The sequence below is a fragment of the Flavivirga spongiicola genome (assembly GCF_030540825.1).
GTDB classification, from domain to species: domain Bacteria; phylum Bacteroidota; class Bacteroidia; order Flavobacteriales; family Flavobacteriaceae; genus Flavivirga; species Flavivirga spongiicola.
Window position 1 is genome coordinate 2358576 of record NZ_JAUOEO010000001.1, and the last position, 24418, is coordinate 2382993.

A 24418-nucleotide genomic window follows, 5' to 3' on the forward strand; every position below is an offset into this window, starting at 1 on the left:
AATACTGGTTATGTTAAAGTCATTATACAATTTGTTTTTACAAATGCTGCTACTATTTTCAACGACGATAGTGGCTCAAGTTAATGACTCAAACTATTCTTCTAAAACAGATATAGCTTCTAAAGAAAAAGAACAAGTACTTGATGCTTTCGATATTTTAAACCGAGGTGATGAAAAAGCGTATGTTATTGGTCATCAACTACGAAAAAAAGCACGCACACATTTCGCTAAAATTAATGCTCATTTATTATTAGCACATTATTTTAAAAATAGGACGTTAAGTGATTCTTCCAATTTTTATGTCAAAGCATTTATGAAATTAAATACAGTAGGGAATGATTCACTAATCTGTAGAAGAAAAATGGGAGCTTATAATCTATTAGCCATTAATTACGGCAATAAAGGCTTAGTTGAAGAAAGTAAAAAGTGGCATCAAAAAGGAATTATATTAGCTAAAAAATATAATGAAGAGGAAGATTATTTTATACACCTGCATGGACTTGCAGTTAATTATGTTACAATAGGAGACTTAAACCAAGCTTTACGACTTTTTAAAGAGTGTTTAACGTATAACAAACATCTTGAAATAACAATGGGTAGTTATATAAATATAGGTCAGATTTATGCTGATAAAAAAGATTTCGAAACGTCTGACCTATTTCTAAAAAAAGGACTTAAACTAGCCAAAAAACACCAGTTCACTTCCGCAATAACAACCATTTTATTGAATTTGGCATCTAATGCTCAAATTCTGAATAAAACTGAGGATGCTTTGATGCTTTATGAAAGGGTTGTAGAAATAGCAAGTAAGCATAAATTTTATAAAGAAAGATTAAATGCTGAAATGAATATAGGTAATATTTTGATTAATACAGAACAGTTTTATGAAGCAGAATTGATTTATTCTTTAGCCTTAGCTAATGCCATTGAATATGGATATCTAGATCAGCAGTTAATTATTTATGACAACCTTAAAGAAATAGCAAAGCATAAGTCTGATTATGAAAAAGTGTATTATTTTTCTAGGCATTACTTTGCTATAAAAGATTCTATCAGTCAACTTCAAAGAGACAAAGAAATTAATGAATTGGAAGTTAAGTATCAAACACTTCAAAAAGAAAAAGAAATTAGTATTCTGCAAATAGAAAAAGTTAATCGAGATTTAGAATTGGCTAATCAAAAGGAGACTATTCAAAATTTAGAATTACAAAGAGAAATAGAAAAAAAAGAGAGTGAAAATGAATTATTATCTTTTCAAAATGCTACAGAAAAAACGATTAATGAAAATAGCTTACTTAGAAAAAATCAAGAAATCAAAGAGGCTCAATTTTTAGTTCAACAAGCGGAAACAAAAAGGCAAAAAGGTATTAAAAATATAATTCTATACTCCTTTCTTATTTTTTTAATACCAATCATAGGTTTGTTGTACACTTACTATTTAAAATTAAAAGCACAAAATGAACTAAATAAAAAACAAGAAGAAGTTAACGAACAAAAAATAGCATCTATTTTAAAAGATCAAGAATTGAAATTAGTAAAGGCTTCAATAAAAGGTCAAAATAATGAACGAGAGCGTATTGCTCAAGAGTTACACGATAGTATAGGTGGTAATATAGCTGGTATTAAGTTACAATTAAATAATTCTGACAATAGTGACTTGACTTCAATTAACCTTCAAATAGATGATACATATAAGCAAGTTCGAGATTTATCACATAATTTAATTCCTAAGAAGTTTAGCGAAAATAATTTTTGTAATATTCTTAGAGAATATCTTAATAATATTTTAAAAGGAAGTTCTATTGCTTCAAATATAAATGCATATCCGGTAGAAGAAATAGACCTTCTGGATGAGAATTTACAAGCTGAAATCTTTAAAATCATTCAAGAATTAATAACCAATACCATTAAGCATGCTAAAGCAAGCATCATTGAAATTCAAATTAATTTAGTAGACAACGTACTTGGGATTATTTTTGAAGATAATGGCATTGGTTTCGATGTTAAAAAGCAAACCAACGGCATTGGTTTTAAAAATATGAAAAATCGATTAAAAAAAATATCGGGAGTTTTAAATATTGACTCCAACCCTAAAATAGGTACTATAATAAGTATCGAAATTTCCAATTTGAACCCCCTTATCAATGAAGTATAATTTAATTATTGCAGATGACCATAAAATGTTTTTAGATGGTTTGCTAAGTATTTTTGAATCAGAAGAAGCATACAATATTTTGTTAACTGCAAAAAATGGTGCTCAGGTCGTTAAGTATGTAGATATTAATAGTAAAGAGCAGATAGACCTTGTTATTACAGATATTACCATGCCGGAAATGGATGGGATTGCATTGACTAAAATTTTGAAAGAAAAAAATAGTGGCCTAAAAATTCTTGCTGTAAGTATGCATACTAATCCCGACATGATTGATACACTTATAGAAAGTGACGTGGATGGTTATGTGCCTAAAAATGCTGAAAAAAATGAATTACTCAAAGCAATAGAAACTATTTTAAAAGGCGATAAATATTTTTCACGAGAGATAACAGAGATCTATATGAAAAATAAATTTTCTAAAAAGAAAAAAGAAAGCATCAAATTAACACAGCGTGAAATTGATGTGATTACTCTAATAGCAAAAGAGTTTACTACCCAGGAAATAGCAGATAGGTTATTTTTAAGTAAACATACCATTGAAAGTTATCGTAAAAATTTGATTGCAAAATTAGGGGTAAGAAACTTAGCAGGATTAACTAAATATGCTATAAAAATGAAGTATTTGGATTAATGGGTTTTTACTTTCTGTTCTATTACTTTTTTCTGATAAAGGTCAGTGTCAGTAGTTAGTTATAGCAGAAATAATATTTCTTTTGATATATTTTATCAGCGTTCGCCATTTTGAACCTAAAATATATCCGTAAAAATAAACCTTTATTGATTTTAAATGAAGCGATTATCTATTGACTTCTAAAATTAATACACTTTTTTTTTGGTTTTACGCACCCCTGTTTACAGGGTATTTTTTTCACTGAAAATGATGTTTTATTAGTGTTTATGATGATGCATCTTTGTCTCATAGAATAACTAAAACGAATATTAATCTTTTAAAAAATTAAAATTATAACTTGGGAAATCGTCTTAATCTTATAAAGTATTGTTGCGGTACCATTCTCACTTTTTCAAAAAAACCAAATGCAAAAAAGCTTTATACTGATTGTGCGATTCAACGATTATTTCATGAAAAATTCACATAAAAAAGGCGTCATTTTATAGAATAGAACTCATATGCCATTTTTGTTTTTAAATTTGCGATTAGTAGTATAAAGATTATCTAAATCTAAATTATAACCACATGAAAAATAGCCTACTTACCTCTTCTTCAATTCTCTTTAAGTGGACAAACTGTGACAGTTTTAGATGCTATTTTAAATAAGCTCTAGCAAATTCAAGGTGTCGTTTCAATAATGCTTGATAATATTCATATATCAAAGCGTAAGCGATTACGTGCCTAGCTATTATTAAGAATAATTTCATAAAACTGTAAGTCAATAGTTTATAAGTATAAAAACCAATATTACAATCCATCATCATTAGGTTAATCTAAAATAAATACCATATTATGATAAAAAATATTTTCACAATACTTCTTATTCTTTTCTGTTATAATTTATTTGGACAGACATTTAATTCTATTTGGGATACTGAGCAATCAGGTGTTTCGACTTCAAATCAAATTACTATTCCCACAAATTCAACTTATACGTATAACTATACCGTAGATTGGGGAGACGGTTTAACAGATACCAACGTCGCTGGAAATATTACACATACATATACGATTCCAGGAAGATACACAATAAGCATAAGTGGCGACTTTCCTTCTATTTACTTTAATAATGATGGTGATAGAAATAAGATTATAGAAATATTGGCTTGGGGAAGTATTCAGTGGCAAACCATGGAGAATGCTTTTTATGGTTGCGAAAACCTGAATTTTGATGCTATTGATAACCCTGACCTTTCACAAGTAACAACCCTTAAAAATATGTTTAGGGATGCCACAGTTTTTAACGGAATTATAAATAATTGGAATATAAGTACTATCACTGATATTTCAGGAATGTTCTCTGGTGCTGTAACCTTTAATAGACCATTAGACAATTGGAATACAAGTAATGTAACCGATATGTCTGAAACTTTCAGTCGTGCAATACTATATAATGAACCCTTAGATAATTGGAATACGGCTTTGGTTACTAATATGTTTGGCATGTTTAGATCTGCAAGTGCTTTTAATCAAAATATAAACAATTGGGATGTAAGTCAAGTCACAAATATGGCTAGCATGTTTGCATCTGCTTCAAGTTTTAATCAGCCTTTAAATAGTTGGAATGTTACAGGAGTTGAAGATATGTCCAATATGTTCAGTTCCTCAGATTTTAATCAAAACATAGAAAATTGGAACGTTTCTTCGGTAACCAATATGCATGCCATGTTTCAAAGAAATACTGATTTTGATCAACCTCTAAATAATTGGGATGTTAGTCATGTTACTAATATGTCTAACATGTTTGATGGCTTCTATTGGAGTGCTATTTACAATCAACCATTAGATAAATGGGATGTAAGCAAGGTTACAGATATGAGTTATATGTTTAGATATAATCGCTCCTTTAACCAACCAATAAACAATTGGAACGTAAGCCTTGTCACAAATATGAGGGGCATGTTTGAGAGTTCAGGTAGCTTTAATCAACCGTTAAACAATTGGATTGTTAGTAATGTTACAAATATGAGTGCTATGTTTGACTCCGCTCAAGCTTTTAATCAGCCATTAAACAATTGGGATGTTAGTAATGTTACAAGTATGAGTGCTATGTTTGAATATGCTCCTATTTTTAATCAGCCTTTAGACCTTTGGGATGTAAGTGGCGTGACAAATATGAGCACGATGTTTCAGGGTACTAAGCTTTTTAATCAACCTATAGACAATTGGGATGTAAGTAGTGTTACAAATATGAGGTCTATGTTCTACAATGCCTTAGTATTTAATCAGCCCTTAAACAATTGGAATACTAGTGCGGTTACTGACATGTCTAGTATGTTTAATGCCTATAACGCTACTACCGCTTTTAATCAGCCCTTGGATAATTGGAATACCAGTGTTGTTAACAATATGTCTAGTATGTTTATGAATGCCAGTTCTTTTGATCAGAATCTAAGTAGTTGGAATATTACTAATGTTGGAAACATGAGCAATATGCTTTCTGATTCAGGACTTTCACAAACTAATTATGATAATACTTTAATAGGTTGGGCTACTCAATCTGTACAGTCTGATGTTTCTTTAGGAGCTCTAAACTTAAACTATTGTGATGGGCGCCATGCGCGTCAGGAACTTATAGACAATTTTAATTGGACGATTAATGACGATATTATAAACTGTCCTTTTGTGATTTGTACTTCGTTAACGTCTCCAAAAGATGGAGATACCAACGTGCCAGCAAATGCTAATATAGTATGGCAAGCTGTACCTGGGGCAACCGGATACCGAATAAGTGTAAGAAGAGTAAATGGAGGAACAACACAGATTATTTATAACAATGAGGATGTTGGTAATGTAACTGGCATTGACTTCGCATCTGATTTTATTCCTGGAGATGAAGTTTTTGTTACGATTGTACCTTATAATGCTGCTGGACCAGCAACAGGTTGTACGGAAGAGCGTTTTACAGTAATTCCAAGTTGGGTAAATAGCCCTACCGCCTTTAAACTTACCTACGATACTCGTATTGCAGAATCGTATACTTCAGCTGCAAACCAACTTGAAATAGAAATCAATAATAATTTTACATACAATTACTCTATAGATTGGGGAGATAATCAATTCGATAACAATGTCACTGGTTTTATAACTCATACCTATCAAACACCAGGAATTTATACAATATCTATTATTGGAAATTATCCTGCGCATTATTTTGGGAACTACTTTTCTGATAGTAGAAAATTATTAACTATCGATCAATGGGGAACACAACAATGGCAGTCCATGGAACAAGCATTTCATTATTGTCAAAACATGACTTATAATGCTACTGACATACCAGATTTGTCCCAAGTAGCAAATATGCGACGAATGTTCTATAGTGCCTCTCTTTTTGATGGTAATATTGATTCTTGGGATGTAAGCAATGTTACAGATATGTCCGATATGTTTTATAGTGCAATAGCCTTTAACCAATCCCTAAATAATTGGGATGTAAGTAATGTAACTAATATGGAGCAAATGTTTATTGCGGCGCGTAGCTTCAATCAAAATATAAATGCTTGGAATGTAAGTAGTGTTACTGATATGAATGGCATGTTTCTATATGCTGAAGTTTTTAATCAGCCCTTAAACAATTGGAATATTGGAGCTGTAATTGATATGTCCCGCATGTTTCGAGACGCCAGAGCTTTTAATCAACCTTTAAATAATTGGGATGTAAGTAGTGTCATGGATATGAATGAAATGTTTCGAGATGCTCTAGTTTTTAACCAAACTTTAAATAGTTGGGACGTAAGCAAAGTAACTGATATGAGTTTTATGTATTATAACGCCAACAGCTTTGACCAACCTCTCAATAACTGGAATGTATCATCGGTTACTACAATGGATTCTATGTTTTATCAAGCAACAGTCTTTAATCAAAACATAGATAGTTGGAATGTCACCAATGTGATAAATATGAGAGCCATGTTTCAAGAAGCTATGGCTTTTAACCAGCCTCTAAATAATTGGGATGTTAATTCAGTAGTAAATATGTCTTCCATGTTTGAGAGTGCTCAGGTATTCAACCAGCCTCTACGTGATTGGAATGTAAGTGCTGTAGCAAATATGTCGGCTATGTTTAAAAATGCGTTGCTATTTAATCAACCCATTAATACTTGGGATGTGTCATCTGTTACCTTAATGAACTCAATGTTTGAAGATGCAGAAGTATTTAATAATCCTATTGGAAATTGGAATGTAGCTTCAGTGACTACTATGGAGGCGATGTTTAAAGATGCCATAGTATTTAATCAACCATTAGGAAGTTGGGATACAGGAGAGGCTTTAACAATGGCAGAGATGTTCAGTGGAGCTTCCATTTTTAATCAAAATATAGATAACTGGAACGTATCCTTTGTTACAACTATGGAGGCGATGTTTAAAAATGCCGTGAGTTATGATCAACCCATGAATTCTTGGAATGTAGCCTCTGTCAAAACTATGAAAGAAATGTTCAATGGGGCTTCTGCCTTTAATCAATTGATAGATAATTGGAATGTAAGAGGAGTCACTACTATGGAACAAATGTTCAATGGCGCTACCGTTTTTAATCAAACTATTAATAACTGGAGAGTTTCAGGGGTATTAAATATGAACTCTATGTTTATGAATGCCATGACATTTAATCAACCTTTCGATCGTTGGGATATTGGTACTGTGAGTATGCGCTCTATGTTCAATAATGCTACTAGTTTAGATCAAGAATTTAGCACTTGGAATGTTAGCCGTGTTTCAGATATGACAAATATGTTAGACGATACAGCATTGACAAGAGAAAACTATGATACCACTTTAATAGCGTGGTCCGAACAAGTGCTAACCCCTGGGGTTACCTTAGGCGCTCTAGGATTACTGTATTGTGATGCCTTGGAAGAAAGACAATCAATGATTGATACTTATGGTTGGATTATTGTTGGAGATATTTTAGATTGCCCTATTCCAGGATGTACTCAGCTTGTTGCGCCACTAAATGGAGCTACAGATGTTCCTGTAAATACAAACTTAAGTTGGGAGCCAACCCTTTATGCACGAGGCTACAGACTTACTGTTCGTACAAACTCTGGAAATGTTACAATAGTTAATAATGAAACCGTAACAGGGACGTCGTATGAATTTGCCACTGATTTTTCTGGAGGAGAAACAGTTTTTGTAACATTAATACCATTCAATGGTGAAGGTGATGCTATAACCTGTACAGACGAAAGTTTTGAAATTACTAGTAGTACTGTTCCAACCGTACCAGATTGTACCAATTTAACCACTCCAACTCAAGCTGCAACTGGAATAGCCGTGAATTCAGATTTAGAATGGCTGGCTATAGCAAATGCTGATGGTTATCGAATTACAGTAGGTACTAGTTCTGGAAATAATGATATTATTGATAATTTTGATGTTGGTAATATAACTACTTACGATATTCCTACTAGTCTACCAGAGGATACCACCATTTTTGTTACCATAACACCTTATAATGCAACGGGGGATGCTATCTCATGCACTGAAGAATATTTTACAACAGAAATAATTCCAGTTCCTCCAATATGTACAAGTTTAACAAGTCCTTTAAATGGAGCTACTGATGTTCCCGTTAATACTAATCTTAGTTGGGATCCTGTATCTAATGCTACTGGTTACTTGTTAACAGTAGGTACTACTGGAGGAGGTATAGAAGTTCTTAATAATGTTGACGTTGGTAATGTAACGACCTATAATTTACCAGATGATTTAAAGCCTAACAGATTGATTTTTGTAACTATTACACCTTATAATGGTGTAGGTGATGCCACGAGTTGTGCTGAAGAAAGCTTTAGAACAGGAAATTCTCCAGCAGTTATTCCTAATTGTACCACACTATCAAGCCCCTTAAATAATGCTACCGATGTTTCAGTGACGACGGACCTTAGCTGGAATGCGATAGCAAACGCCACCGGCTATAGCATCAATGCAGGAACCTCTATAGGTGCCACGGACATATTAAATGCGGAAGATGTAGGCAATGTAACCACATACGATCTGGTGTCGGACCTACCAGAAAGCACAACGGTCTATGTAACCATAACCCCGTATAATGCCGTTGGAGATGCCACCAGTTGTGGCGAGGAGTCGTTCACGACGGAAACTTTAGCAACGGTTCCTAACTGTACTACACTATCAAGTCCCTTAAATAATGCTACCGATGTTTCAGTGACGACGGACCTTAGCTGGAACGCCATTGTAAACGCCACAGGATACAGCATCAATGCAGGAACCTCTGCAGGTGCCACGGACATATTAAATGCGGAAGATGTAGGCAATGTAACCACATACGATCTGGTGTCGGACCTACCAGAAAGCACAACGGTCTATGTAACCATAACCCCGTATAATGCCGTTGGAGATGCCACCAGTTGCGGAGAGGAATCGTTCACGACGGAAACTTTGGCGACCGTGCCTAATTGTACAAGTTTAACAGGCCCGTCAAATGGAGATACGGGTGTTTCAGTGGATACAGATCTTAGCTGGAACGCCATTGCAAATGCCACAGGATACAGCATCAATGCAGGAACCTCTGCAGGTGCCACGGACATATTAAATGCGGAAGATGTGGGGAATGTAACGACATACGATCTGGTGTCGGACCTACCAGAAAGCACAAGGGTCTATGTAACCATAACCCCATATAATGCCGTTGGAGATGCCGCCAGTTGTGGCGAGGAATCGTTCACGACGGAAACTTTGGCGACCGTACCAAACTGTACGACACTATCAAGTCCCTTAAATAATGCTACCGATGTTTCAGTGACGACGGACCTTAGCTGGAATGCCATTGCGAACGCCACAGGATACAGCATCAATGCAGGTACCTCTACAGGTGCCACGGATATATTAAATGCGGAAGATGTGGGGAATGTAACGACATACGATCTGGTGTCGGACCTGCCAGAAAGCACAACGGTCTATGTAACCATAACCCCGTATAATGCCGTTGGAGATGCTACCAGTTGCGGCGAGGAGTCGTTCACGACGGAAACTTTAGCAACGGTTCCTAACTGTACCACACTATCAAGCCCCTTAAATAATGCTGCCGATGTTTCAGTGACGACGGACCTTAGCTGGAACGCCATTGCGAACGCCACAGGATACAGCATCAATGCAGGGACTTCTGCAGGCGCCACAGATCTGCTAAATAATGAAGATGTGGGAAATGTAACGACATACGATCTGGTGTCGGACCTGCCAGAAAGCACAAGGGTCTATGTAACCATAACCCCGTATAACGCCGTTGGATATGCCACTGGTTGCGGCGAGGAATCGTTCACGACAGAAACTTTGGCGACCGTGCCAAATTGCACAAGCTTAACAGGCCCATCAAATGGAGAAACGGGTGTTGCAGTGACGACGGACCTTAGCTGGAACGCCATTGCAAACGCCACCGGCTATAGTATCAATGCAGGAACCTCTACAGGTGCCACAGATATATTAAATGCCGAAGATGTGGGGAATGTAACGACATACGATCTGGTGTCGGACCTACCAGAAAGCACAACGGTCTATGTAACCATAACCCCGTATAATGCCGTTGGATATGCCACCAGTTGCGGCGAGGAATCGTTCACGACGGAAACTTTAGCAACGGTTCCTAACTGTACTACACTATCAAGTCCCTTAAATAATGCTACCGATGTTTCAGTGACAACGGACCTTAGCTGGAACGCCATTGCGAACGCCACCGGCTATAGTATCAATGCAGGGACTTCTGCAGGCGCCACAGATCTGCTAAATAATGAAGATGTGGGGAATGTAACGACATACGATCTGGTGTCGGACCTGCCAGAAAGCACAACGGTCTATGTAACCATAACCCCATATAATGCCATTGGATATGCCACTAGTTGCGGCGAGGAATCGTTCACGACGGAAACTTTGGCAACGGTTCCTAACTGTACCACACTATCAAGTCCCTTAAATAATGCTACCGATGTTTCAGTGACGACGGACCTTAGCTGGAACGCTGTTGCAAACGCCACCGGCTATAGCATCAATGCAGGAACCTCTGCAGGTGCCACGGACATATTAAATAATGAAGATGTAGGGAACGTAACCACATACGATCTGGTGTCGGACCTACCAGAAAGCACAACGGTCTATGTATCCATAACCCCGTATAATGCCGTTGGAGATGCCACCAGTTGTAGCGAAGAACTTTTTATGACTGAAGAAATAACAGAACCTTTAGTAGAATCAAAATATGGTTTTTCACCTAATGGTGACGGAATTAATGATTTTTGGGAGATAAAGGGTATAGAAAATAGTCCGCAGAACATTGTAAATATCTATAACAGATGGGGGGATTTAGTTTTTTCAATCTCAAATTATAATAATACTACGAATCGGTTTAGAGGAGAAGCCAATAACCTTAATAAATTAGGAGCAAGTACATTACCTAATGGAACCTATTTCTTTGATATTAAAATCTCGGGAACCCATAACCTGAAAAAATTAAAGGGGTTTTTAGTAATAAAGCGTTAATATAATGATTAGAAAAAACAACTTTTCCGCTTATGCGACAGTCATACTATTTTTTATTTTAAAAACCAGTATTTGTGCCGGTCAACAAACACCCACATTTTCTGAATATAATTATAACCCGTTTATTATAAATTCTGCTTATGCTGGTTTAACTCCAAACACTGAGATGTCCATAAGTAATTCTGGCTATTTTAATCAGTTTGAAGGAAGTCCAAGAACTTTTTCACTTAGTGGTCATGGCGCTATAAATAGAAGGAAAATGGGGCTTGGTGCTGGTATTATTAGAGATGAAATTGGCGTAACGACTTCTACAAATTTTTTCGGAGCTTATTCGTATAAAATATTTTTTGATTTTGAAAATAACCGTCCTTATTGGCAACATTATGATGCTGGAGTACTTTCCTTTGGAATCACTGCCGGTTTACAACAATATCAGGATAATCTATTAGATTTAGGAATTCCAAACGATCCTAATTTTGCTGAAAATATCAATGCTACAATTCCAACAATAGGCTTTAGTTTCTTGTTTAATCATGCGTCATTTTATCTAGGGTTTTCAACGCCTAACATTTTAGGAGACTCTTTAGCTTCTGATGATAATTTAAATCTTGTAAATCCTTATTATGGTTATTTAGGATATCGCTTTTTTAATAGTCGCTATCAAGAAGTGATGATAAAGCCAAATTTACTATTGAAATATGAAGATGGTGCGCCAATGCAAGCCGATATAAATTTAGCAGTAAGTTTTAAAAACAAATTTGAAATAGGAACAGGATACAGAACGAGCTCCTCCCTAAATTTTTTGGCAGGAGTTTATTTATTTAAAAATGCACGTTTTATATACAACTATAATACGGCTACTAACAATTCTCCATTGGGTAATACACATGGTTTTGTTTTAAGTTATCAATTTGGAGATGGATATAGCATTGATTAGGCCCCGTCCTCGCGAAGTTAACTTATAAAAATAAAGAAGGCTATAAGCTTGAAGATGTAATACCTGTCCGTCCGGTAGGCGAGGATTTTCTAATGCTTAATTGTGGATTAAAAGGCTAGATTGAGATAAAAATGAAAAAGGTGAACGAGTGTTCACCTTTTTGCCCCAAATCTACCATGAACTTAACCTACTTATGTTATGGTGAGCCAAATATATGTTGTTTATAAAGATTGACGAAATATTTTAGTTAAACTGCTTATATATTGGCTTAAACGGTTTTAGAAAATTATTATAAAACAAAAAGAAGTAAAAAAAATAATTTTTAAAACAGGCTTAGAAGAAAACTAAATTGCATAAAAAAAGGCGAACAGATGTTCACCTTTTTTTGCCCCAAATCTACCATGAACTTAACCTACTTATGTTATGGTGAGACCAAGTTATATGTATTTTAGACATTCTGATTATTTTTTAGACAAACGGCACGTTTTTCGGATTAATCGTAATTTTTTCCAGATAAAGCGGAAAAATTTGACAATTTAATAATTAGTATGCACGTTCATTATTCCCTTCAAAAAAGTTGATAAATGCTCTATTTACCACTCTATTTCCTCCTACAGTAGGATAGTTTCCTGTAAAGTACCAATCACCTAAATGATCAGGGCATGCTTTATGTAAATTTTCAACAGGTTGGAAAATAATTTTAACTTCTGCCTTAATACTTTCATTACTTAATAGCTCGGAAATTTTATCTGATATTTCTTCATCAGAAAAAGGATCATAAATCTCTTTTACAAAATTCTGTACATGCTTATCATCTAAATCTGTTTGGCTAATACATTTGTTGTATACATCTTCTACAATATGATATTTATTTGCATCCTTTAATAAATCTAAAGCGGCTCTAAAAGCAACTAAGCTTTCAAGGTTGGCCATATCTATACCATAACAATCTGGATATCGAATTTGAGGGGCAGAAGACACCACAATAATTTTTTTAGGGTTAAGGCGATCGAGCATTTTTAAAATACTCATTTTTAATGTCGTTCCCCTAACAATACTATCATCAATAATAACCAAATTGTCTTCCGGTTTTATAACACCATAAGTAACATCGTAAACGTGGGCTACTAAATCATCTCGACTACTGTCTTCAGTAATAAAGGTTCTAAGTTTCACATCCTTTATAGCAATCTTTTCAATTCGTGCACGCTCCGATAAGATTTCGGTTACTTTTTCTGCTGATAAAGAACGTTGTCCGTTTAAAATAGTATGAGTCTTCTTTTTATTTATATAGGCTTCTGCAGTTTCAATCATTCCAAAAAACGATGTTTCTGCTGTATTGGGTATATATGAGAAGACAGTATTCTTAGTGTCATTATCGATAGCTTCAAGAACTTTGGGCATCAATAGTTTACCAAGCATTTTACGTTCTTGGTAAATTTCAGCATCACTACCTCTGGAAAAATAAATACGTTCAAAAGAACAGGATTTTCTTTCTAAAGGTTCTAATATTTGTTTAAAGCGTACTTCGCCAGATTTTTTAATGATAATAGCTTTTCCAGGATCTAATTCTTTTACGTCTTCAAAGTTTACATTAAATACGGTTTGAATAACAGGTCGTTCAGATGCCACAACAACTATTTCATCGTCTTTATAATAATATGCCGGACGAATACCTGCAGGATCTCTTAAAACAAAAGAGTCACCATGACCAATAAGCCCAGCCATGGCATAACCACCATCCCAGTTTTTTGCAGCACGTCTTAATATTTTAGCAACCTTAAGTCGCTCGGCAATAAGTGGAGAAGCCTCTCTTTTATTATAGCCTTCCTTTTTTAAATCTTTGTAAATCTTACTTACTGCATCATCTAAAAAATGACCAATTTTCTCCATAATAGTTATGGTATCGGTATATTCTTTTGGATGTTGACCTAACTCAATAAGGTTTGCAAAAAGCTCTTTAACATTGGTCATGTTAAAGTTTCCAGCCATTATTAAATTTCTATGCATCCAGTTGTTTTGTCTTAAAAACGGATGCACACTTTCCTCGCTATTTTTACCGAAAGTACCATAACGAACATGTCCTAATAATACTTCTCCTATATAAGGTATATGTTGTTTTTGTAAAGCGACATTATTAGCATACTCAGGATGTGCAGTTAATTCGTTATTTATTCTTTCATTTATCCGACCAAAAATATCCTGAATGGGCTGTTGTGCAACAGAACGCACTCTACTTATGTAGCGCTCACCAGGTTTTGTGTCTAATTTAATGCTTGCAAAACCAGCACCATCTTGACCACGATTGTGCTGTTTCTCCATCATAAGATACATTTTGTTTACACCATAAAATGCACTTCCATATTTTTCTTTATAATATTCCAGTGGTTTTAAAAGTCTTATAACAGCTATTCCACATTCATGTTTTAAAGCATCACTCATATGTAAATTTTTTCGCTTTCGCGGAAATGATAAATTATTGATTCCAAAATAATATTATTTTGGAGTTTTGTTTTTAATTAAAAACGCGCTCTAATATTTAGAGCGCGTTTGTATTATGTTAATTCTATTTCAAATTGCGTTAGTTGCTTAAACTGCAACAGCCGCTTATGAACTTCTTCACTTGATAAATCTTCCATACGCTCGGTTCCGAATTTCTCTACGCAAAACGATGCTAAAGTAGAACCATATATTATGGCGTTTTTCATGTTTTCAAAAGAGGTGTCTCCTGTTTTTGCAATATATCCGGCAAAGCCTCCTGCAAAAGTATCTCCAGCTCCTGTTGGATCGAAAACTTCTTCTAAAGGTAAAGCAGGTGCATAAAACACATTGTCATTATGAAACAATAAAGCACCATGTTCTCCCTTTTTAATGACTACATATTTGGGTCCCATATCATGAATTTTCCTTGCGGCAACAACTAAGGAATATTCTCCTGTTAATTGTCTGGCTTCTTCATCATTTATGGTAATGACATCTACGTTTTTAATAACGTTATGTAAATCTTCCAAAGCACAATCCATCCAAAAATTCATAGTGTCTAAAACAACTAATTTAGGCTTTGCTGTCATTTGATCTAAAACGCTTTGTTGCACTAAAGGGTGTAAGTTTCCTAGCATGACAATTTCAGCATCTCGATAATTTTCCGGAACGACAGGGTTAAAATCGGCAAGCGTATTTAATTCTGTAACTAAAGTATCACGAGAATTCATATCGTTATGATAACGTCCGCTCCAAAAAAATGTTTTTCCCTCTTTAACTATTTCAATACCCGAAATGTCTATGTTTTTATTTGATAATAAATCTAAATAATCTTGAGGAAAATCATCACCTGCAATAGATACTATTGCAGAGTTTACATTAAATTGCGAAGCTGATAAACCAATGTAAGTTGCGGCACCGCCCAAAATTTTATCGGTTTTACCGAAAGGCGTTTCAATAGCATCAAATGCTACTGTGCCAACTATTACTAATTTACTCATAAAAGAGACCTGATAATTTTCTGCAAAGATAAGTCTTTTAAGTACTAATTCAAGAATATTTTTTTTGAATGTAAATACTTTTATTTGTAATGAAGATATAGGTTAAAAGATAGTTTATTTCCTTCCAAAATCTGCAGGAATTTCCCCCCATGCTTTTGTTTCCCATTTTACAACAATGGTTTTATAGGTGTTGTTTTTTAACCAATCAATAGCTCTATCAATTAATTCAAAAAGGGCTTTATTTTTTTTATTCCGCTCTAATTTAGTATTACAGTTTTTCTTTTTTACCCAGCTCATGGCTGTTTTAGAATCGGTGTATAAAATACGATCACTGTTGTTTTTTTTAAGTAAAGCCAAACCATGTACAATAGCTAAAAACTCACCTATGTTATTCGTCCCTTCTTCAAAAGGCCCTTGAATAAAGAGTTGCTTTTTAGTTTTAGTGTCAACACCACGATACTCCATTTTCCCTGGGTTTCCACTCGAAGCAGCGTCCACTGAAATAGAGTTGTAATTAGGTAGTCCTATTTTTTTTAATTGTTCTTTAGAAAGTTCACTTTTAAACTTTGAAGATTTTCCAATATAATCCTTATAATTTCCCTTCAAAGCTTTTTTTGCGGCTTCAAATGTTGAAAACGATTTATATTGGGCACCTTGAAAGTCTTTTATTTGCGCTTTACAATCATTCCAAGATTCAAAAACACCTGTGTGATGTCCTTTCCAAACAGTATAATATTTCTTTTTTTTCTTTGACATTTTTGTCATTCCCACGAAGGTGGGAACCTTTTTAAATTAACTTCTATCTATAAATTGAGACGCTTCAATTATACTTATATACTTAGCGTGACATTTTAATTATTTTCAAATAACAACTTTTCAACCACTTTAGGGAAATGTTCCATTTCTAATTCATGAATTTTTTCAGCGACATCTTCAGGAGTGTCAGAAGCATTAACATCACATTTAGCCTGAAAAATAATAGCCCCTTCATCATAATGTTCGTTTACATAATGTATGGTAATACCTGTCTCGATTTCATTATTAGCAACAACAGCTTCATGCACATACATACCATACATACCTTTACCACCATATTTAGGTAATAAAGCAGGATGTACATTAATGACTTTATTTGGAAAGACTTTTAAAATAGATTCAGGAAATTTCCATAAAAACCCAGCGAGGATAATTAAATCTGGTTGAGATGCCTTCAAGATATTTAATACGTCATCTTTTTTTGTAAGTGCTATTCTATTGAAAGACAAGGCGCTCACTTTTAGTTTTTTAGCGCGATCTAAAACTTTGGCATGAGGATTGTTAGTAAGGATTTGAATAACAGACGCATTATCGCTGTTGTGAAAAAACTTAATTAAATTTTCAGCATTAGTACCACTTCCGGACGCAAAAATTACAATACGTTTCATCTATTGGTTTATATTTTTAAATTAGTGTTAGATGTCATTTGTAAATCGAATTCAAAGAATGTTCCGCAAAATTTTTCAAGCTCATTTCATTTTACAGCTCATAATGTTGAAATTACTCGAACAAAAAAAAGAATAATTATTAACAATTTGAAGGTAAAATATAAATACTTAGTAGTAATTTAGTAAATTACAAACACATTTTTATATTAAAGATATGTTTTAAAAATAAAGTTTTTTATTTTTGCCAACTAATTAAAATTTAAAATTAAAATATTATGTCAGACATTGCATCAAGAGTAAAAGCGATTATCGTAGACAAATTGGGAGTTGATGAGAACGAAGTTGTAACAGAAGCAAGCTTCACAAACGATTTAGGAGCGGACTCATTAGATACTGTTGAATTAATAATGGAATTCGAAAAAGAATTCGATATTCAAATACCAGACGATCAAGCTGAAAACATTGCTACAGTTGGTCAAGCTATTTCTTATATAGAAGAAGCAAAATAAGCATTACATTTTATGGAGATAAAGCGAGTTGTAGTCACAGGCTTAGGGGCTTTAACACCTATAGGTAATACCAAAGATGAATTTTGGGAAGGGCTTATTAGTGGTAAAAGTGGTGCTGCGCCTATAACATATTATGATACCGAGAAGTTTAAAACCAAATTCGCTTGCGAATTAAAAGGTTTTAATGCAACTGATTTTCTTGAGAGAAAAGAGGCTCGTAAGATGGATAAATTTGCGCAGTATGCTATGATAGCCTCAGATGAAGCTATTGTAGATGCTAAATTAAATCTAGACGAGGTAAATAAGTTGCGTGTAGGTGTTATATGGGGAACAGGAATTGGAGGTTTAGAGACCTTTCAGCAAGAAGTTTTAAACTTTGCTGAAGGTAATGGAACTCCAAGGTTTAATCCATTCTTTATCCCGAAAATGATTGCAGATATTGCACCAGCCAATATTTCCATAAAACATGGATTTATGGGGCCAAATTACACAACGGTTTCTGCGTGTGCTTCTTCTGCAAACGCTATGTTTGATGCTTTAAACTCGATACGTTTAGGGTATTGTGATGTAGTTGTTACAGGAGGAAGTGAAGCAGCAGTTACTATTGCTGGAATGGGTGGTTTTAATGCCATGCATGCATTATCTACTAGAAATGAAAGTCCGGAAACGGCTTCAAGACCATTTGATGGAACCAGAGATGGTTTTGTTTTAGGCGAAGGAGCAGGCGCTTTAGTTTTAGAAGAGTACGAGCATGCAAAAGCAAGAGGAGCAAAAATATATGCCGAAGTTGCTGGAGGAGGATTATCTTCTGATGCACATCATATGACGGCTCCACATCCAGAAGGTGTTGGTGTTGTTGAGGTCATGAAAAATTGTTTAGAAAATGCCAAGCTTAAACCAGAAGATGTAGACCATATAAATACACATGGAACTTCTACCCCTTTAGGGGATGTGGCTGAGCTTAAAGCCATTTCTAAAGTTTTTGGAAATCACGCTAAGAATATAAATATCAATTCAACAAAATCAATGACTGGGCACTTACTAGGTGCTGCTGGGGCTATTGAAGCTATTTCGGTTATATTGTCAATGGAACACGGTATTGTACCTCCAACAATTAATCATACTACAGTAGATGAAAACATTGATCCTGAACTAAATTTAACCTTAAACAAGGCTCAAAAGCGAGACGTTAAAGTAGCAATGAGTAATACATTTGGATTTGGCGGACACAATGCGTGTGTTGTATTCAAGAAAATAGACTGAATTCCGAATGGAATAAACCATAGCGATAAATTAATTTTACAGTAAAATGAAACATGGTTTATTACATCTGACATTAAAATAAAATTATTAATTTTCAGATGAAAAACATTCGTAACATATTAAATTCCCGTTTTAAACGCAACGGGAATTTTTTTATGAAATTAACTAAAATCCTCGGGTTTAAACCTAAACATATTAAATTCTACAAAACGGCATTCACACACCGATCAATGAATATAAGGGATAGTAAAGGGAATGCTATTAATTATGAACGCTTAGAGTTTTTGGGAGATGCTACTTTGAGTGCAGTAATTGCATCACATTTATATTTAGAAGTGCCAAGTGGCGATGAAGGTTATTTAACTAAAATGCGTTCTAAAATTGTAAGTAGAGAGCATTTGAATGAACTAGGGAAAGACTTGAATTTAATAGGTTTAGTAGAGAGCAAAATTCCTCCAGGGCAGTTTGGAGACAATATTCACGGTAATATTTTTGAAGCTTTAGTCGGTGCTATTTTTCTTGATAAAGGCTATAAGGCTTGCGAAAAGTTTATATATAAACGTGTTATTACTCCCTATGTAGATATTGAAACCTTAGAAGGTAAAGTTATTAGTTATAAAAGTTTGCTTATTGAATGGTGCCAAAAAGAAAAGAAAGCATTTCGTTATAATGTATATGAAGATACGGGTAATGATGAGGTTCGGCATTTTTCGGTAAAATTATCTATAGATGAAAAAATTGTTGCAAAAGCACGGGCAACATCAAAGAAAAAAGCAGAAGAAAAAGCTTCAAAACGTGCTTTTTTTGCATTCCAAAGCAGGATGTCTAAAATGATTTAAAGGATATTTTAGATAAAAGAACTTAACTATAACGTTTTCGTTTACTTTGTTACTAAGATATAAGTTAAACGTATTCCGATTGAATGTTTTAAATACTATATTTACCGCTATTAATATAAGTTATGGCTGTACACAAACTTATTTTAGATGATGTTTTTGAAGAAGATTTTTGTACTTTAATAGCAATTCATTGTACACTTGAAGATTATCGTTTAGCGTATCTCTTAAATAAATATTTAGGAATAAGCCTTACTAGAAGTCCATTAGATTTGGATTACCAAAATGAAAAATCAACGTATTCACTTTTTGAATGGGAAGATAGTAAACAGCAAACGATATGGAGTTTAGTTTCTAATGTTTGTAAAACAGAAGAGTATAGACAACGAAAGAATGAATCATTATTTGATTCTCAAGAAAAAATCATTAGAACAGCATATTTAATACCAGAATATAAAACGGTTAATTATTTTTTAAAAATAGATAATGAAATCAATTTTAGTAAAGAAAAATATATTCTAAATAATGTACTAAAAGCACCACAAATTGCCACAGCTTACAGTATTGATATCAATCAATTAAAATCTAAAGACAATTTAATTTTTAACTAATGTCAACAACAAAAAAAACTAAAATAGTAGCAACATTAGGACCAGCTACAAGTACAAAAGAAGTTTTAAAAGGAATGCTTGAACAAGGCGCCAATGTATTTAGAATAAACTTTTCTCATGCCGATTATAGTGATGTTACTGATCGTATTAAAATGATACGAGAATTAAATGAAGAGTTTGGTTTCACGGCTGCTATTTTAGCAGATTTACAAGGCCCTAAACTTCGTGTTGGTGTTATGAAAGAAGAAGTTGTTGTGCATCCTGATGATGAAATCGTATTTGCCACAGGCGAGCGTTTTGAAGGGACAAAAGAGCGCGTTTATATGACGTATGAAAGGTTTCCGCAAGATGCAAAGCCAGGAGAACGTATTCTTTTAGATGATGGAAAATTAATTTTCGAAGTTGTTTCAACTAACAAAAAAGATGAAGTTGTTGCTCGCGTTATTCAAGGGGGCCCACTTAAATCTAAAAAAGGAGTAAACCTTCCTAATACAAATATTTCGCAACCAGCTTTAACAGAAAAAGATATTGAAGATGCTGTTTTTGCCATTGGCCAAAATGTAGATTGGATTGCTTTATCATTTGTGCGTCATGCGGAAGATTTAATGCAACTGCGTGATTTAATAAATAAACACAGTGAGCACAAAATCCCAATTATAGCTAAAATTGAAAAGCCAGAAGCTGTAGAAAATATTGATAAAATTGTAACGCATTGCGACGGTATTATGGTAGCTCGTGGTGATTTAGGCGTGGAGGTTCCTGCAGAGGAAGTACCGCTTATTCAAAAACAATTGGTATTACGCGCTAAAAAAGCGAGAATTCCAGTGATTATAGCTACTCAAATGATGGAGACTATGATTTCTAGTTTAACACCAACAAGAGCTGAGGTCAACGATGTTGCAAATTCGGTTATGGATGGTGCTGATGCTGTTATGTTATCTGGCGAAACATCAGTTGGTAGTTATCCTATAGAAGTTATTAAGCAAATGTCGGATATACTTAAAAGTGTAGAGAACTCAAACTTAATTAAAGTGCCTCAATTACCACCTCATATCCGTACCAATCGTTATATAACAAAATCTATTTGTTATCATGCGGCCAATATGGCAAATGAAATTAGTGCAAAAGCTATATCAACATTAACAAATAGTGGATATACGGCATTTCAAATATCTGCATGGAGACCGTCATGTCATATTTTAGTTTTTACTTCAAACAAGCGTATATTAACACGCCTCAGTTTACTTTGGGGGGTTCGTGCTTTTTACTATGATAAATTTGTAAGTACGGACGAAACTATTGAGGATGTGAACGCTATTGCTTGCAAAATGGGATATCTAGAAGAAGGCGATATGCTTATTAGTTTAGCGGCCATGCCTATCAAGGATAGAGGGATGGTAAATACATTACGTGTTACTGAAATAGACACCTGTAATTTTTAATCGAAAAGAATTCTCTGAGACTCTGCCTCGGGGTTTCCTTTGAAGTTGTCATTCCCGTGAAAACGGGAATCTAAATAACAGAATTTCGATTTTTGACCAGAAAAATCAAAATGAAACAAGCGAAATACCTTTATGGCTCTGCCTCGAGGATAGTTCGTTTCAAGAAATTCTTTATTAAATTCAGTATTTAAAATATTTAGGCGTTATTCTTTTTCTATAAAAAGAGTGACGCCCTTTTTGTTGTACATTTTCCTATGCCTAAAAGCTTGATTTGAGCTAAGAACTCAATTAAAACTTAAACTTCAACTGTACACTCACGCTTTTTTGCTCAGGTTTTTTCTTGGTTTCGGTATTTAAATTAGACATTGAAATACCTAATAAGCGCACCGAATTATTCAACTTTTCCTGATATAACAAATCCTTAGCAGTTTCTAGAATGATACTTTTGTCACTTATAAAATATGGCAATGTTTTACTTCTGGTTTGCAATGTGAAATCACTATACTTTATTTTTAGTGTGACTGTTTTCCCCGCTACGTTACTTTTATTTAAACGTCGTGAAACCTCTTCAGCAATATGTTCAAGCTTTTCAAGCATAAAAACTTCACTCGATAAATTTTCGCTAAATGTACGTTCGGCAGCCAACGATTTTCGTATTCTGTTAGGTTTTACCTCGCTATTATGAACACCTCTAACCACATAGTAATAATAGCGTCCGGATTTTCCAAAGTTTTCATCGAGATATTCAAGTGATTTTCCTTTTAAATCCAGACCTGTAAAAATGCCTTTTTGATACATTTTTTCTGCGGTCACTTTACCCACACCATAAAATTTCCTGATGTCTAACTGTTCTAAAAATTTAATGACTTCTTCAGGGTTTACAGTTTTCTGTCCGTTAGGTTTGTTATAATCGCTTGCTATCTTGGCAATAAATTTATTAATGGAAATACCAGCCGAAGCGGTTAAGCCAACTTCTTTAAAAATACGTTCACGAATCTCTTCTGCGATTAAAGAGGCACTTGGGTTGCCCTTTTTGTTTTCAGTAACATCTAAATAAGCTTCATCTAGAGAAAGTGGTTCTACCAAATCGGTATAATCATAAAAGATACGTTTAACTTTTTTAGAAATTTCACTATACCTATCAAAACGCGGTCTTACAAAAATCAAATCTGGACATAATTTAGAAGCTAAATTACCAGCCATAGCACTTTTTACGCCAAATTTTCTAGCCTCATAACTGGCAGCGCTAATAACACCTCGTTTACCGCCACCGCCAACAGCAAGAGGCTTCCCTTTAAGATCAGGGTTATCCATTTGCTCAACAGATGCGTAAAATGCATCCATATCTACGTGTATGATTTTTCGTATTGGTAAATCGCCAGACATACTGTAAATTTACAAATTCCTGCGGAGGCAGGAATCTCTTTCTTATTTGAAATGTTTTATAATTAATAAGATTTTTATTAGTAAATAAATAGCAGGAATTATTAAAGGATTCCTGCCTTCGCAGGAAATATTATGATAGAAATAGAACGTAAATTTTTAGTGACATCCCATGCTTATAAAGATGAAGCATATAAGAGTACTAGAATTATTCAAGGTTTTTTAAACACTCATAAAAAGCGTACGGTTCGAGTTAGGTTGAAAGGCAATATAGGCTATATAACAGTTAAAGGGCAATCATCAGAGGATGGGCTATCACGATTTGAATGGGAAAAAGAAATATCTAAAGCCGAAGCGAAATCACTTTTAAATGTTTGTGAGTCAGGGGTTATTGATAAAGTTCGTTATGAAGTGAAGATTAAAAACCATATTTTTGAAATAGATGAATTTTTTGGCGATAATGAAGGATTAGTTATTGCAGAAGTTGAATTAGGAAGTGAAAATGAAACTTTCGAAACACCTTATTGGTTAGGTAAAGAAGTTACAGGGCATATAAAATATTACAATTCACAATTAAGTAAACAACCATATAAAACTTGGTAATAATTTAAAAAAATCTAGTCATGAAGCATTTAATAATACCAGTATTTTTAGCATGTGTTCTTTTTTCGTGTAAAGAAGGCGCAAAAGCATCTATGTCCGACATTAAAGAAAACACTTCAGAAGTTATAGAGGAACAAGTAGATTCAATAATAGAAGTGGTCGAAGCCCCTATTAAAAAAACAACTAAACAAATTAAAGAAGAGCTTACGGCAAAGGGCTTTAAGGTATTTGATTATGTTGATGAAAAGACGCAAGACACTGTTTTAATGCAGCAATATTTTATGGCATTTTTAAAAACAGGACCTATTAGAGGGCAAAATGAAGAAGAAACAGCCTTATTACAAAAAGAACATTTAGCACATTTAACGAAAATGTATGAGTTGGGATATGCGGATATTTCTGGTCCTTTTGGTGATGACGGCTCTATTCGCGGAATTACTATTTATAATGTACCAACATTAAAAATGGCCGATAGTTTAGCAAACTCAGATCCTATGGTAAAAGCGGGACGCTTAGAAATTGAAATACATCCATGGTGGGCAGGAAAAGGGTTTCCTTTGCGATAGATGTTAAAGTTTATAAAGCTCCTATTTTACCTGATAAATGT

General features: G+C 34.2%; 16 protein-coding genes. 11 read left to right on the forward strand and 5 right to left on the reverse strand.

Features of this window, described 5'->3' with window-relative positions:
- The first annotated feature begins 10 nt into the window (after nt 1-10).
- The 4 genes from Q4Q47_RS09370 (at nt 11) to Q4Q47_RS09385 (ending at nt 12258) form a co-directional block, all read left to right on the forward strand.
- Nucleotides 11-2155, forward strand: a complete 2145-nt coding sequence (locus tag Q4Q47_RS09370; protein WP_303306393.1) for a tetratricopeptide repeat-containing sensor histidine kinase — start codon at nt 11-13, stop codon at nt 2153-2155.
- A complete protein-coding gene (locus Q4Q47_RS09375) occupies nt 2145-2786 on the forward strand; it encodes a response regulator transcription factor (protein ID WP_303306394.1) in 642 nt (213 codons plus the stop codon). Before Q4Q47_RS09370 ends, Q4Q47_RS09375 begins: the two co-directional genes overlap by 11 nt.
- Nucleotides 2787-3617: 831 nt before the next feature.
- Nucleotides 3618-11321 (forward strand): BspA family leucine-rich repeat surface protein, encoded by a 7704-nt coding sequence (locus tag Q4Q47_RS09380; protein WP_303306395.1) that lies wholly within the window; start codon nt 3618-3620, stop codon nt 11319-11321.
- A gap of 4 nt (nt 11322-11325) precedes the next feature.
- Nucleotides 11326-12258, forward strand: coding sequence for a PorP/SprF family type IX secretion system membrane protein (locus Q4Q47_RS09385; RefSeq protein WP_303306396.1), 933 nt, complete (start codon nt 11326-11328; stop codon nt 12256-12258).
- A 543-nt stretch (nt 12259-12801) separates the two neighbouring features.
- Here Q4Q47_RS09385 and Q4Q47_RS09390 read toward each other — a convergent pair.
- The 4 genes from Q4Q47_RS09390 to purN all read right to left on the reverse strand — a co-directional run bounded on the left by Q4Q47_RS09390 (nt 12802) and on the right by purN (nt 17164).
- Nucleotides 12802-14700: an amidophosphoribosyltransferase gene (locus Q4Q47_RS09390; RefSeq protein ID WP_303306397.1), complete on the reverse strand. Its 1899-nt coding sequence runs from the start codon at nt 14698-14700 to the stop codon at nt 12802-12804.
- A 113-nt stretch (nt 14701-14813) separates the two neighbouring features.
- Nucleotides 14814-15740, reverse strand: a complete 927-nt coding sequence (locus tag Q4Q47_RS09395; RefSeq protein WP_303306398.1) for a PfkB family carbohydrate kinase — start codon at nt 15738-15740, stop codon at nt 14814-14816.
- A gap of 114 nt (nt 15741-15854) precedes the next feature.
- Nucleotides 15855-16496, reverse strand: a complete 642-nt coding sequence (locus tag Q4Q47_RS09400) for a ribonuclease H family protein (protein WP_303306399.1) — start codon at nt 16494-16496, stop codon at nt 15855-15857.
- Nucleotides 16497-16591: 95 nt separating this feature from the next.
- Complete coding sequence (gene purN / locus Q4Q47_RS09405; protein ID WP_303306400.1) at nt 16592-17164, reverse strand: phosphoribosylglycinamide formyltransferase; 573 nt, start codon at nt 17162-17164, stop codon at nt 16592-16594.
- Nucleotides 17165-17439: 275 nt separating this feature from the next.
- On the opposite strand from purN, the gene Q4Q47_RS09410 reads away from it, so the two are divergent.
- The 5 genes from Q4Q47_RS09410 to pyk all read left to right on the forward strand — a co-directional run bounded on the left by Q4Q47_RS09410 (nt 17440) and on the right by pyk (nt 21825).
- Entirely contained in the window at nt 17440-17673 is a 234-nt protein-coding gene (locus Q4Q47_RS09410) for an acyl carrier protein (protein WP_008269813.1), read from the forward strand.
- 12 nt (nt 17674-17685) lie between these two features.
- Nucleotides 17686-18936, forward strand: a complete 1251-nt coding sequence (fabF, locus tag Q4Q47_RS09415) for a beta-ketoacyl-ACP synthase II (protein ID WP_303306401.1) — start codon at nt 17686-17688, stop codon at nt 18934-18936.
- 98 nt (nt 18937-19034) lie between these two features.
- Entirely contained in the window at nt 19035-19775 is a 741-nt protein-coding gene (rnc, locus tag Q4Q47_RS09420) for a ribonuclease III (protein ID WP_303306402.1), read from the forward strand.
- A gap of 122 nt (nt 19776-19897) precedes the next feature.
- Nucleotides 19898-20383 carry an IPExxxVDY family protein gene (locus tag Q4Q47_RS09425; RefSeq protein WP_303306403.1) on the forward strand — a complete coding sequence of 162 codons (486 nt, stop codon included), beginning with the start codon at nt 19898-19900 and terminating at the stop codon, nt 20381-20383.
- A complete protein-coding gene (gene pyk / locus Q4Q47_RS09430) occupies nt 20383-21825 on the forward strand; it encodes a pyruvate kinase (protein ID WP_303306404.1) in 1443 nt (480 codons plus the stop codon). Before Q4Q47_RS09425 ends, pyk begins: the two co-directional genes overlap by 1 nt.
- 288 nt (nt 21826-22113) lie before the next feature.
- Here pyk and dinB read toward each other — a convergent pair whose 3' ends face one another.
- Entirely contained in the window at nt 22114-23211 is a 1098-nt protein-coding gene (dinB, locus tag Q4Q47_RS09435) for a DNA polymerase IV (RefSeq protein ID WP_303306405.1), read from the reverse strand.
- Nucleotides 23212-23343: 132 nt separating this feature from the next.
- On the opposite strand from dinB, the gene Q4Q47_RS09440 reads away from it, so the two are divergent.
- Together Q4Q47_RS09440 and Q4Q47_RS09445 are read left to right on the forward strand one after the other, a co-directional pair.
- Nucleotides 23344-23811, forward strand: coding sequence for a CYTH domain-containing protein (locus tag Q4Q47_RS09440; RefSeq protein WP_303306406.1), 468 nt, complete (start codon nt 23344-23346; stop codon nt 23809-23811).
- Between the two features lie 20 nt (nt 23812-23831).
- Nucleotides 23832-24377: a YciI family protein gene (locus Q4Q47_RS09445; protein ID WP_303306407.1), complete on the forward strand. Its 546-nt coding sequence runs from the start codon at nt 23832-23834 to the stop codon at nt 24375-24377.
- The last annotated feature ends 41 nt before the right edge of the window (nt 24378-24418 follow it).